At 40.2% G+C, this 13501-nt stretch carries 13 protein-coding genes; 7 read left to right on the plus strand and 6 right to left on the minus strand.

Annotation, left to right across the window (positions count from 1 at the left end; genetic code table 11):
• Positions 1 to 20: 20 nt before the first annotated feature.
• The gene (locus RB214_RS18240; RefSeq protein WP_309169400.1) at positions 21 to 1091 is read right to left on the minus strand and encodes a YeiH family protein; all 1071 of its coding nucleotides are present in this window, start codon (positions 1089 to 1091) and stop codon (positions 21 to 23) included.
• Between the two features lie 121 nt (positions 1092 to 1212).
• On the opposite strand from RB214_RS18240, the gene RB214_RS18245 reads away from it, so the two are divergent.
• Positions 1213 to 2091 carry a LysR substrate-binding domain-containing protein gene (locus RB214_RS18245; protein WP_309169401.1) on the plus strand — a complete coding sequence of 293 codons (879 nt, stop codon included), beginning with the start codon at positions 1213 to 1215 and terminating at the stop codon, positions 2089 to 2091.
• 123 nt (positions 2092 to 2214) lie between these two features.
• Here RB214_RS18245 and RB214_RS18250 read toward each other — a convergent pair whose 3' ends face one another.
• From RB214_RS18250 to RB214_RS18265, 4 genes are all read right to left on the minus strand, one after another.
• The gene (locus RB214_RS18250) at positions 2215 to 2661 is read right to left on the minus strand and encodes a hypothetical protein (protein ID WP_309169402.1); all 447 of its coding nucleotides are present in this window, start codon (positions 2659 to 2661) and stop codon (positions 2215 to 2217) included.
• Positions 2662 to 3114: 453 nt separating this feature from the next.
• Complete coding sequence (locus RB214_RS18255; protein ID WP_309169403.1) at positions 3115 to 3573, minus strand: thioredoxin family protein; 459 nt, start codon at positions 3571 to 3573, stop codon at positions 3115 to 3117.
• Between the two features lie 71 nt (positions 3574 to 3644).
• Positions 3645 to 5612, minus strand: coding sequence for a hypothetical protein (locus RB214_RS18260; RefSeq protein ID WP_309169404.1), 1968 nt, complete (start codon positions 5610 to 5612; stop codon positions 3645 to 3647).
• Positions 5613 to 5772: 160 nt separating this feature from the next.
• A complete protein-coding gene (locus tag RB214_RS18265; RefSeq protein ID WP_309169405.1) occupies positions 5773 to 6699 on the minus strand; it encodes a LysR substrate-binding domain-containing protein in 927 nt (308 codons plus the stop codon).
• A gap of 166 nt (positions 6700 to 6865) precedes the next feature.
• On the opposite strand from RB214_RS18265, the gene RB214_RS18270 reads away from it, so the two are divergent.
• The 3 genes from RB214_RS18270 to RB214_RS18280 all read left to right on the plus strand — a co-directional run bounded on the left by RB214_RS18270 (position 6866) and on the right by RB214_RS18280 (position 9612).
• Positions 6866 to 7543 (plus strand): glutathione S-transferase family protein, encoded by a 678-nt coding sequence (locus tag RB214_RS18270; protein WP_024596119.1) that lies wholly within the window; start codon positions 6866 to 6868, stop codon positions 7541 to 7543.
• A gap of 43 nt (positions 7544 to 7586) precedes the next feature.
• Positions 7587 to 8714, plus strand: a complete 1128-nt coding sequence (locus tag RB214_RS18275) for a zinc-binding dehydrogenase (RefSeq protein ID WP_182720700.1) — start codon at positions 7587 to 7589, stop codon at positions 8712 to 8714.
• 412 nt (positions 8715 to 9126) lie between these two features.
• Positions 9127 to 9612 (plus strand): hypothetical protein, encoded by a 486-nt coding sequence (locus RB214_RS18280; protein ID WP_309169406.1) that lies wholly within the window; start codon positions 9127 to 9129, stop codon positions 9610 to 9612.
• 37 nt (positions 9613 to 9649) lie between these two features.
• Here RB214_RS18280 and RB214_RS18285 read toward each other — a convergent pair whose 3' ends face one another.
• Positions 9650 to 10855, minus strand: coding sequence for an anhydro-N-acetylmuramic acid kinase (locus RB214_RS18285; RefSeq protein ID WP_309169407.1), 1206 nt, complete (start codon positions 10853 to 10855; stop codon positions 9650 to 9652).
• Between the two features lie 149 nt (positions 10856 to 11004).
• On the opposite strand from RB214_RS18285, the gene RB214_RS18290 reads away from it, so the two are divergent.
• From RB214_RS18290 to RB214_RS18300, 3 genes are all read left to right on the plus strand, one after another.
• Positions 11005 to 11505 (plus strand): GNAT family protein, encoded by a 501-nt coding sequence (locus tag RB214_RS18290; protein WP_309169408.1) that lies wholly within the window; start codon positions 11005 to 11007, stop codon positions 11503 to 11505.
• Positions 11506 to 11678: 173 nt separating this feature from the next.
• Positions 11679 to 12707 carry an NADP-dependent oxidoreductase gene (locus tag RB214_RS18295; RefSeq protein WP_309169409.1) on the plus strand — a complete coding sequence of 343 codons (1029 nt, stop codon included), beginning with the start codon at positions 11679 to 11681 and terminating at the stop codon, positions 12705 to 12707.
• A 50-nt stretch (positions 12708 to 12757) separates the two neighbouring features.
• Entirely contained in the window at positions 12758 to 13375 is a 618-nt protein-coding gene (locus RB214_RS18300) for a glutathione S-transferase family protein (RefSeq protein ID WP_002962787.1), read from the plus strand.
• Positions 13376 to 13501 lie beyond the last annotated feature (126 nt).

The following is a 13501-nucleotide window of genomic DNA, read 5'->3' on the forward strand; positions in this document are numbered from 1 at the left end:
CAACTTTTACCAAGTAACGTTTAAAACAGCTCAGCAATGCCTATATTAATAGCGTAACCACCCAAGGTTAAAAACAAAAATAAACAGCCTGCTAATAACAGTGGTTTTATACCCGCTTGGCGAATAGCGCCAACATGTGTGCGTAAACCTAAAGCCACCATCGCAATGGTGAGTAATATATTATCAAACCAAACAACTGCGCTTGTAGCCACTTGAGGAATAATAGAGAGTGAATGCACACCACTTGCCACAATAAATAACACAGCAAACCAAGGGATTGTAATACCCGCTTTTTGCTCGCCGCCATGCACGTTATTGTTTGTTTTAGCATGCTTTTTACTTTGCCAAAACGATAAGCCCACTAAAAATGGCGCAAGCATCATCACCCTTAGCATTTTTTCTATAACGGCGGTATCTGCAGCATTGGCGCTTACTGCTGTTCCCGCTGCAACCACTTGCGCTACTTCATGAATAGTTGAGCCTACAAAAATACCGTAAGCGTGTTCACTCAGCCCCATGTAATCAAACATAATTGGGTAGGCGAACATGCTTAACGTGCCAAACACCACCACCGTTGCCACCGCTACCGATACTTTATGCGCCTGCGCTTTTATAACCGGCTCAGTTGCCATAACCGCAGCGGCACCACAAATAGAGCTACCCGCGCCAATTAATATGGTTGTTTGTTCATCAAGCTTAAATACGCGCTTACCTAGCTGCACTGCCAAAATAAATGTGCCTAACAGCATTACAACATCGGTTAATAAGCCTTCCCAGCCTACGCCCGCTACTTGCGCAAAGGTAATTCTAAACCCAAACAACACAACCCCCGCTTTAAGCAATATACTTTTAGCGTAATCAACACCTATATCGGTTTGCGTAGCAATGCGCGAAAACACACTGTTACCCACAATAATGCCAAGCACTATACCAATAGTTAAAGAGCTAAATTGCGCACTTTGCATTATGGGTAACTTACTTAATGCAACAGATGCCCCCGCCAAAACAACCACCAGCAGCATACCTAGCCACCAGCGCGCATCGCCGTATTGCTTAGTATTAATACCCAAATTTTTAATAGCGCTAAGCATAATATTCTCTCAATTGAACAACGTTAAACTGTTGACTTCATTTTAAGAAAGCGCAAAATATAACTCCAATACATTAAAATCATGATTCGATAACTTAAAGTTATGTAATTTGAGAGACACAATGAACTTGCATGCACTTAGGGTGTTTTATACGGTAGCAAAGCTTGGCAGTTTTTCAGGCGCAGCCGAGGCGCTTTTTATAAGCCAACCCGCTGTATCTAAAGCGCTAAAAGAGCTTGAGCACCAATTAAATATTCAACTTATAGAGCGTGCATCTAAAGGCAAAAAACTTACCTTAAGCGACGGCGGCCAAGCCTTGTATGATCATGCACGTAGCATTTTTGCCATTGAAAAAGCCGCCATTGAAGATATTAAATCACGCACAGGGCTTAAGCGCGGCACACTCGTTATAGGCACCAGTACAACCATTGCCAGCTATTGGCTACCTCCCTATTTAGCCAATTTTTGCGCACAATACCCCCATATAAAAGTAGAAGTACAAGTTGCTAATACCGCGCAAATTGAGCACGCTCTACTTGAATGCACTATCGATTTAGCACTGGTTGAAGGCACACCCACCGAGCCGCATATTATAAGTAAGCACTGGCAAAACGATTTGATGAGTGTTGTTATACCGAGTAACTTTAAGCCCACGAAAGACTTAAAAGCATGGTTAAACAAACAGTTTTGGCTACTGCGCGAGCCGGGCTCGGGCACTTTAGAAATGTCGGTAAAGTTATTAGCCCAACATGGTGTAATAGCAGAGCGCAGTATGCAATTGGGCAGCAATGAAGCCATAGCAAGGGCTGTTGCTCAAGGTATGGGGGTCGCTTTATTGCCAAATGTAGTTACTGAGGATTTAGTGCAGCTAGGCAAATTAACACGCCTGAGCCAAAAAAATAACGAGCAGCTTTCTCGGCCACTTTATCAACTGCATTATAAAGACAGACCGTCTTCACACGCTGCGCAAGCGTTCGAAAAAAGCCTGTTTAGTGAATAATGCTCGCAATCTGTAAGTAGTAAGGCACCAGTAGCAAATTTACATAAAGTTTAATCTTTGAAGTCAAAATTTGAGCCCTTTAGTCTTTCTAATGCCTATTAGCTAAGTTAAAACTCACTTGTGTTACGTGATACACCTTTCATGCTTTACTATTAAATTAAAATAATTTTTAAACATGTGTTCAGAGCTGGTATCCCTTAAATCCACATCAAAATAGTAGCCGTCTTCTAAAACTTTCAAACTCTCTAAATCATTGCAAATGCGCTCAAGAATCACATGTTTATATTTTGGAGTTATATTTTTGATTTCATCCAGAGTGAGCCCTTCGGCATCAAAATTCACAATAACTCTTAAACTGGTACCTGAATAACCATGCCTTACAAAACTAATTCGGCTATTAATGGATGAAAAAAAGGTGCTGAAGTGATTTTTATCTTCCTCGTATTTCCATTGAGAAGCATCCCCCCAAATCAATACAAAAATAGCACCAAAAACAGCGGTAGCTACATACAATTTTTTGGCATTTATCATAAACCACAATTGAACTTTTTCAGTTCGCATTAATTTCATAGGTCACATAACTTTAAAGTAAAAGACTAAATCAGTCGGATAAAATAAAAGACTAATAATCAAAACCAAAGTCTTGCTCATTCACATGTGTGGGTAATATAACCAAGGTTAAGAAAAATACCTTGATGCTACACCAATGCCGATAAGTAAAATAATTAATAAAACCCAATATCTTTTTGAACCATCTAAATTTTCACCGCAGACTGGGCAAGATGATGACGCGATTGGAGTCCCGTTAATATTTGTCGTTTTAACAATTGGGGAGGTAATTCCTGATTTACACTTTTTGCACTTCATAAATATCCATATTAATTATAAATAAAATCGCGGGTTGATGCTCACAAAACGCTTACTTAATTGACGTTAAATGACAGGCTATAATTAGCAACAAATCACAGAAAACCAACCTTTATACATCCTTTTAATTGAATTGCCATAACATAAGAATAGACCTTACAAACCCTGAGTTAAGTCTTGCGCTAACGTACCCGTTGGCTTTTCAATTACGCGTACCAACTCTTTGCCATTTTGTTTAACAATAAACGTTGGCGTGTATTGTAAGTCGTTAGCTTCGGCTATTCCGGCATCATCGCGTTTGTTGTAACCCACGGCCACATAGTCAATGCTTGCAAGTTGTACTTTCGATGCATCAATTAACTTAATAAGCTTTGGCACTTCGCGCTCGCTGTCGTGGCACCACGTTCCAAATAATACAATTAGCTCTTTGCCTTCTAGCTTTTGCATTAATAAAATGTCTTGTGCTGTTGGTGTATACGCCTTGTAGTGCTCGTTAAACTTGTCGTAGTCGCTTAGCAGTGCTTGCGTACTTATCTCGCCAGAAAATGGCGCCGTAGCAGCGCAGCTTACAAGCGGCATACTTAAAGCGCACAGTAAAATTAATTGTTTAAACATAAGGTTGCTCTTAATTTAGGTATTAAATGACTATACCCAATATTGAGTGTGGAGTGAACAGCTCTCAGGCGTTACTTTTTATCCATAAAAAAGTTTACTTGCGATAAGTTAGTTAAATATTCTCGCCTTACGTCTTTATTCTCAGCTAGCTTATCTAAGTCACCAATTAAGGTAACTAGTTTATTATGAGAATGGCTGCTTGTTTTTTCAAACTCGTCTTGCTTTTCGTCACTCTCAACACGCTCTTTTTTATTCATGTTGTAGCTGTTTTCGTTTTCTTCAAGCCAAATATCGTCAATTAAGCGAATGTCGCTTTTACTAACTGTTTGCTCTTGCATCGTCATTTGCAGCTCGTATTGATTTGTTTGCGGGTTAAACTCAAACATTTTTGTATCAACATCAACCTCGTGTGACTGTTCTAGCCCCACAAGTTCTTTATTTTTAACGGCGGTACCTACGTTATAACTCTCTTCTTTGTCGTAATAGTCAGGGCGACTGTATTGATAATCAAAGTGGCTACTTACATTTTTACTTTGCGTTACACCGCTAAGATCTCCTAATTGGGTTTGTTCAGTCGCTTGGCTTAGCTCAATAGTGTTTTTAGGTTGATAGTCGCCATTATCCAGCGCATAAGAAAACGTAGCATCAAAATCAGCGAGCTTAGAAATACCCGCCCCTAAAGTATTGGGTGCTCTATTACCGAGCCCTTGGTAACGGGCATCGTTTGTAATCATGTTATCAACTAAATCGGCAACCATGGCGCGCCCGTCATTAAACTTCTGATCTGCAAGCGACTCCAAATTGCTATAACGCTCAGCCGCTGACGACATACTTGTAAAAGCACTTTTAAACAGCGAGAAACCTTGCTGCATTGTCTCATCGCCTTTGCGCCCAAATGCCGACTCTTTATCGTCCTGGGTGCTGTTTACTCGGCTATCTTCTAGGCTTTGATCTAGCGACGCTAAATACTGCTGCATTTGCTGCGTGTCTTTAGCGCCAATGGTTGACATATCAAGTGCAAAATCAATGTCGTTTTGCCCACCTACTACTTTAAACACAAGTGCTTGCTGGTTTGATGCTTCATCAATAGAGTAACTTAAATCAAGCGTGTTCTGGGCAGTATCAAGCGCATCATTTTGCGTTGTTGAAAACGACACATTAAAACCGGCTAACTGTTCACTATTAAAGCCCGCTAAAAAATCTAAGCTCATGTCTGTTTGATTTGGCACTATAAGAGGGTTGAATGAATTTTCACTCACTTTAAAAAATTCATCGGCCATTTCACCAACACCCGCCATAACCTGCGTTAAAGCCGCATGTTCAGCCTCAGATAAATTGCCATTTACTTCGTAACTTAAGCCAAAGCCATCTATCGCTTCACCTGTTTCTTCGTCATAACCTTGCGATGAGTTAAAGGTAATGTTTATAACATCACCTTCTTTAGTTTTTACCGAGAGCTCAAACAGGTAGTTATCGTCATCCTCGTATTTTGCGCGATTAAGGCTTTCCATATAAGGATTAAGCGAGCGCTCAACACGTTGCTGGCTTGAGGCTAAAAACGTTTTTTGCTCATGCCCAAGCTGACCTAAACTCGATAAAATATCGCTGGTATTAGCATAAGCACCCTGAATATTTTTAACTGATGTATTTAATCGCTCAATTAATTGGGTACTGTTTTCGTTTTTTAATAACCCCTCATGCTGAGAACTTATTATGGTGCGCAGGGCGAGTTCTTCATCGGAGAGTTTATAGTTAAGCGTGCTCGGCGTGCTTGAAATTGTAAATAACGAGGTAAGTTGCTGCTTTAAAACGTCCTCTACTTTTTGATTACTGGCTAGTGCTTCATCAAGAGTTTTATTATTTAACTGGCTTAATAACCCACCGGTTATTTTTGGCGCGTTAGTTTGTAAATAATTAATAGCTTGAAGGTCGCTGCTGGTGTGTAGCGAAGGACTCACAGAGCTTTGGTTAGCGTTATTAACTGATTGGGCAAGTAAAGTGCTTAAATTAGCGTGGCTGCCAAGTGCATTATTAACCATGATTATCCTTAATCGCTAAACCCTATTAAGTAATTTATCGGACGCAGCATTAAAAGCTTTAGCTTAAGGAGACGTTTTTTTACCTATTATTTATACAAACAACCCATTAATAAATCGGATAAGTGTAGGTCGGATAAGCACAACGCCATCCGACAATTCACTATTCTATTCGCTTAACACTTCCACCTGTTTCTTTTATTCTTTGTACTAAAAAATCGACCGCCGCTTTTACCTTTGGCACTAAATAGCGCTGCTTTTGATACAACAAATAAACCGCCATAGTCGCATTTTGGCTTATAGCTAATTCATGCTCAAACTTAAGCTCTTGCAACTGGCCAGACTCAAGGTATGAGTCGAGCGCCCATCGAGTTGACATTAAAATGCCCTCGCCATTACACGCTTTTTTAGCCAGCCACGATCCGTTATTTGAAATAGCGACCGCATGCCCAGAAACGTCGTGCCATTGATCATCTACTTTACATAACCAAGGCGTTGGCCCCGCTGGCGTTTTAAAATAAAGGCCACGGTGCTGCTGTAATTTCATAGCACTTTTAGGCGTCCCGTATTTTTGCAAATAGCCAGGCGATGCAACAGGTATAAAGCTATTATCCATTAGTTTTATTGCTAGCACGCGCTCGTTAGGTGCATACCCTCCACGAATGGCTATATCAACGTCGTCACGCCCGAGTGTCGACAGCTCATCACTTAAGCTAACATCTAATATAATTTCGGGGTATAGCGCGCTAAATTCATCTAGCAGTGGCATTAAAATTTTGTCGCCAAAGCCAACCATACAACTAATTGATAATCGCCCCATGGGTGTAGTTTGGTAACTGCGCACTGTTTCTTGGCTTTGCGCCAGTTGCCCCAAAATTTGCTGCATATCGTTGTAGTAAATATGACCAACTTCGGTAAGCTTAACAATACGGGTTGAGCGTTTTAAAAGCGTAGCGCCTAAGCTTTTTTCTAAATCGGCTACTCGACGCGACAACGACGAAGGCGGCACATCAAAAGCTTTTGCAGCTTTAGTAAAACTGCCTGTTTCGACTACTTTTATAAAATACCGTATGGCTTTTAGTTGATCCATGCTACCTCTGGGTTAAATAAGCCTTATTATTGCTTTAAAAGCAAAAGTGATTCGCATTTTCCCCTATATATAAGCAAATTAAAACAAGTAATAATAATCTTAACTTATCTACACGCTTTAATTTATTTAACGCCAATAGTTAAAGCTTAAAACCAAAGGCTACATTATGATTACTTTGCACGGCTTCGCAGCTAGTAACTATTACAACTTGGTTAAGCATGTACTTTTACACAAAGAGCTGCCATTTAATGAGCACCTTATATACAACAACGACGAGCAGTTTTTAGCTATAAACCCTATGGGAAAAGTACCGGCTATTACCACCGCTGATGGGCTAAATATTGCAGAATCGAGCGTTATTTGCGACTACCTTGAAGAAACCTACCCAAGCAACATGCTATACCCTGAAGATTCAGCCGAGCGTGCTTTTGTTCGCCAAATTATGAAAATAAGTGAGCTTTACTTTGAATTGCCAAGCAGACGCTTAATTCCGTATGTATTTACAGGCTCCCCTGCACCTGAACACGTAAAAGACGACATTCGCAAGCTATTAACGCGCGGTGTAAACGCCCTTTGTGAATTAACGCATTTTTCGCCGTGGATAGCAGGCGAACAATTTAGCATGGCAGATATTTACGTTTACTACGTAAATACAGTGGTTAACGCATTCACGCCAAAAGAGCTTAATTGGGATGTATTGGCCGAAATCCCAGGTATGAAAGAATGGCAAGTAAAAATGAGCCAATCGACTATTGCACAGCAAATAGAGGCAGATCGCCAAGCAAATATGCCTGAGTTTATGCAAAAGGTAACAGCACAAATACAGGCAGCTCAAAGCAAGTAATTACGCTATACGCTACCCATTCTCAATTTATAGGAACAGTATTATGACAGATAAAAATATCCAACTTACTTCAACTATCAGCGAAGACAATAAACTTACACTTGCCTTAAAAAACATCGAGATGCCAAAGCCGAATGCCGATGAAGTGGTTATTCGCATTGAAGCTGCACCATTAAATCCATCAGACTTAGGCGTTTTATTCAGCGCAGCTGATATGTCTACTGCAAAGCAATCAGGTACTGATGAAAACCCAGTAATTACTGCTGATGTTCCAGCTCAATTTATGCCATCACTTAAAACACGTGTTGGAAAAGCAACCCCTGTAGGTAATGAAGGCGCAGGCACCGTAGTGGCTGCGGGCTCATCACCAGCCGCACAAGCATTAATGGGTAAAACCGTTGCAGTAATTGGCGGCGGTACGTATCGTCAATTTATATGTGCCAATGTACAAAGTTGCCTAGAGCTAAAAGAAGGGACTACCGCTAAAGAAGGTGCATCGTCTTTTGTTAACCCACTTACCGCACTAGCAATGGTAGAAACCATGCGCGCTGAAGGCCATAAAGCCATTATTCACGCCGCAGCGGCTTCTAACCTTGGCCAAATGCTAAACCGTATTTGTATTGCCGATGGCGTTGATTTAATTAATATTGTTCGCAAACCAGAACAAGAAAAATTACTGCGCGATATGGGTGCAAAATATATTGTTAACTCAAGCAGCGACACTTTTCTTGCTGACCTAACAGCTGCAATAATCGAAACTGGTGCAACGATAGCGTTTGACCCAATCGGTGGCGGCCAACTAACAAGTGACATTCTTAACTGTATGGAAGTTGCAGCTGCGCGCGATATGAAAGAGCACACAATTTATGGCTCTGATACATTCAAACAAGTGTACATTTATGGCGCACTAGACCGCGGGCCTATTACACTTAATCGTAACTTTGGCTTTGCTTGGGCTGTAAACGGGTTCTTGTTATTTAATGCTTTAGGTAAATTAGGCACAGATACAGTAATGAAAATGCGCAAACGCGTTGCTGATGAAATCACCACTACATTTGCGAGCAACTACACGCACGAAGTGTCATTAGCTGAGGTATTACACTTACAGTCAATTGCCGCTTATTCTAAACAAGCAACAGGCGAAAAGTACTTAATTAAACCTCAAGCTTAATAAATAGGCTTAAGTAAGTATTAAAGACCGCAGCATTTAACGCAGTGGTTTTTAAAATTAAAAAGCAGATACTAATTAGGTATCTGCTTTTTTGTCGTAATAAAAACTTAAAAATATAATGAATGCGCAATAGGCTCACTAATTGTTATTGAATTTATAATTTTTAATACATTCAAGCCATCAATGAAATTTTGGTGTAAATGAATATCTAAATTACTTAACGCATTTAAGAACGTACCTTTAGAAATATCACCTGGAATCACCTTCTAGCATTATAAAATTTCAACAAAAATCCTCTTTGATCAAACCACTCAATAATTGTACTAATTAATGCAATTAGTCATAAATCTGTAACTTTGATCCGCGATAATCTCTATCCGATAAATGAATAGACTCAAGAAGACTAAGTAAGATGAGTACACCCTTAGTGCAACTAACATTTGCACTGCAATCATTTGATGATTCTATGTCTGCGGCGATGAGCCACGCTATGGAATATGAAAAGCTATCGCTAAAAGCCAATGCTGAGCATAACATTACGCTGCAGTGTGTGTTGCCTGATGGCGCAAATGAGAGCGATGTTATTTCACTAAGTGCAACGCAGCCCAGTGCGCGTGGGGCGCAGTATTTTACTGAAAAAACGCTGAGCAATGCGGATCTTGAATCTGGTACTGTAAACCTAACTTTAAGTAACATTACACAAAGCCAGTGTTTTGTAGTGCAAATGATGCTGCACGGAAAAAATACGACCTTAAAAGAAAGCCAGCAACTCGATGTGTACATTAAAGCATTTGAGCAAGGCTATATTCCTGAGCAAATAAAAACTGAACATACCAAGTCACAGGGCGTTCGTAGCTACTTTGCAAGTATGGGTTCTACGTTTTTATCGCTGTTTTAGTGCTAACTGCACCCAAATTACGCGATGCGACAAGTTATTAATCTGCAAAACTCACTTTACCCATAGTGACTCCCGCAATACCTTGTGCAGTATTACTTAGGTGTTGCTGCTCTCCTGCTAGGCATTCGTTTGCTAAAATAGCAAATAGTACAGCCTCTTTTGCATCAGGATTTATACCTAAATCGTCGGTATTTTTAAAAGCCTTAATACGTGGGCAAAGCGTTGTAAGTTGCGCCATTAGTAATGGGTTATGAATACCCCCACCACTTGCATACACCACACAATTTTGTTCGCGCTCTGCACACTCGTTTAATGCGTTTGCTATAGCGGTTGCAGTAAAGGTATTTAAGGTGGCCATTACATCTTCATGGCTTAAGTGCTGTGTATTTGTAACCTGCTGTGCGGCGTTTAAATACGCTAAGTTAAATACCTCTGGCCCTGTAGTTTTAGGCATTGGGAGGTTAAAAAATGCGTTATTACATAATGTATTTAATAATGGTGTATTTACCTTGCCTGCTTTTGCTATTTTTGCGCCATCGTCATAATGCATATCTTTAAAATGTTGCTGTACGTAGGCATCCATAATGGTATTACCGGGGCCAATGTCGGAGCTAAACACACCGTTTGCATCGCCATTTTTGGGTAAAAACGTTAAGTTAGCTATGCCGCCCATATTTAGCAAAACCCGACTCTCAACAGCGCTCGAAAAATACAAATAATCGCCATACACAGCAAGTGGTGCGCCCTCGCCTCCTGCGGCTATGTGTTTTTGCCTAAAATCACCAATGGTTGTAATACCCGTAGTAACGGCTATTTGGTCGCTATCGCCAATTTGTAAGGTGCCATTAGTAAAGCTTTTGTGGTTATGCTGCGACTGCGGGCAGTGGTAAATGGTTTGCCCGTGGCTTGCTATTACATCAATACTTGCTGGGTTTATATTCCACTTAGCTAAGCACTGATTAACCATATTGCCATGGAGTTTACCTACCCACGGGTGCAGTAAAGTTACAAGTTCTAAATCGCACTCTCTTTTGGCAAATACCTGCTTTATTTTAGCTTTATAATCGTCGTTGTAGTCAACGGTGGTAAAATTTAAAACCTCAATGTGAGTATTTAAGCCCGCGCCCGTTACTTTACACAGTGCAACATCAAGCCCATCCAACGAGGTGCCGCTCATTAAACCAATAATTAAACGGCTTGGTTTTAGGGCGCTGTTATAAAGCGCTTTAATATGAGGGTGCATAATGGCATCTAAAATAGGTGTAATATTTTGCTTATATTAGAGGACTTTAAAACAAAGTAATAGCCGTAAAGCGTTTAATTTAGGTTCTGATTGTTTAACTCTTAAATGATTGTTAAGTTAGTGTGCATACTAAAAATTTATGAAAAAATATGATCACCCTCAGAGAGTTTAAAGCCCAAGACGCGCCTTTTATTATTAACACCTTAAATGATGAACAGGTAACGCGTTTTCTATCGTCAAAAATTCCGTTTCCGTATACGAAAGCCGATGCTGATTGGTGGATAAACCAAGGCTCAAAAAACGGCGTAATTGATGCAACGGCTAAGGCCATTGTTGTAAATGGGCAATTTGCGGGCTGTATTGGTATAACTCCCGGCGAATTTGAATACAGCCACAATGGCGAAATTGGTTATTGGCTTAATAAAGCCTATTGGGGGCAAGGTATTATTACTCGCGCTATTGAACTTATATGCAATGAAGCGTTTGCAAGCTCACACTTAAACAGAATTTTTGGTGCCGTGTTTGCTGGTAATACCGGCTCTATGAAAGCACTTACTAAGAGCGGCTTTGAGCAAGAGGCTGTGCTTAAACAGGCCATTTATAAAAACGGGGTATTTTACAATAGCCATATTTTTAGCAAGCTAAAATAAACCATTTAGAATAAATACTCTGCAAAGCTTGAATTACCAGTACCTCGCCCAAAGCTAATGTATTGAGGTAAAAATATATATTTACACTACTTAGCGCGCACTATTGTTTAGGTTAGATATTAATTTAACGCATAAACATTCGCTAAGTACATTCACTTTAAGAGGAGATTTTTATGTCTGCAACTAGTCGTCAACTTACTTTAGCATCACGCCCTAATGGCGCCCCGAACGAAAAAAACTTTGAACTTAAAACGGTAGAGCTTCCTGCATTAAAAGATGGCGAAGTTTTACTACGCACTATTTACCTATCATTAGACCCGTATATGCGTGGTCGTATGAGTGATGCTAAGTCGTACGCTGACCCTGTTAATATTGGCGATGTAATGGTTGGCGCAACTGTGTGTCAAGTAGAAGAGTCTAAAAACGATAAGTTTAACGAAGGCGAATGGGTACTTGCCTACACAGGTTGGCAAGACTACGCCATTACCGACGGCGAAGGCTTAATGCAGTTAGGTAAAGAGCCTGCAAACCCTTCATACGCATTAGGTATTATGGGTATGCCTGGCTTTACTGCTTACATGGGTTTACTTGATATTGGCCAGCCTAAAGAAGGCGAAACCGTAGTTGTTGCAGCAGCAACAGGCCCAGTAGGTGCAACGGTTGGTCAAATAGCTAAAATTAAAGGCTGTAAAGTAGTGGGTGTTGCTGGTGGTAGCGAAAAATGTGCACACGCCGTTGAAAAACTAGGGTTTGATGCCTGTATTGACCACAAAGCTGATGACTTTGCAGACCAACTAGAAAAAGCGTGTGATAACGGCATAGATGTTTATTACGAAAATGTGGGCGGTAAAGTATTCGACGCCGTATTACCATTACTAAATACAGCAGCGCGCGTACCATTGTGTGGTTTAGTATCGCAATATAACGCAACTAGCTTACCAGAAGGCCCAGACCGTTTAGGTATGCTAATGGGTCAATTGCTTACTAAGCGTATTAAAATGCAAGGCTTTATCATTTTTGATGATTACGGCGACCGTTACGACGAGTTTGCACAAGACATGCAAAAATGGCTACAAGACGGAAAAATTCAATACCGGGAGCACATGGTAGAAGGCATCGAAAATACAGTAGACGCGTTCAACGATATGATATCCGGTAAAAACTTTGGTAAAACTGTGGTTAAAATTAATAACCCACTTTAATTTTATACGGCTTGTAAGGCAAAGCCCTTACAAGCCACAAAAGGACTGACATGATTAAACTACACCATTTAAATAAATCCCGCTCTAAACGTATAATTTGGCTTTTAGAAGAGCTAGATGTTGACTACGAAATTGTGGCTTATCAGCGTAATAAAGACACATTCCTAGCACCTGACGAACTAAAGCATATTCATCAACTTGGCAAGTCACCGGTAATTGAAGATGGCGGTTTAATTATTGCTGAATCAGGCGCTATTACCGACTACCTTATTTCTAAATACGGCAATGGTAAATTTGCTCCAAAAGTAGATACCGCTGAATATGTTGACTACCAGCAATGGCTTCACTTTGCAGAAAGCTCAGCAATTTTACCGCTTTTACTTAAAATGTTTGTACTAAAAGACGGCGCTAAAACGCAGTTTTTAGAAGGCTATGCTGACGCTGAAACAGCTAAAGTAATTAGCTACTTTAACGACCGCCTTGAAGGTAAACGTTATTTAGTGGGCGATACCCTAACGGGCGCTGACTTTATGATGTCGTTTATTGTTGAAATAGTTAAAAACTCAGGTCAATTAGCGCACTTTAAAAACCTCGTTAAATACGACGAGCAATTACAAAGTCATGAGAAGTTTCATACAGCTAATGAGCTAGAAGCAAAGTACGACTAACTACTTTTATAATATATATATATAACACTAAGGGGCATTTAGCCCCTTTTTTAATGCCTGAAAAACACTCCTCATTAAAGTTACGCTTGTAAACTAAATTAACAAACAATCCCTTATTGCTAATAA

Origin of the sequence: Pseudoalteromonas sp. HL-AS1, assembly GCF_031198785.1 — a bacterium.
GTDB lineage: Bacteria > Pseudomonadota > Gammaproteobacteria > Enterobacterales > Alteromonadaceae > Pseudoalteromonas > Pseudoalteromonas distincta.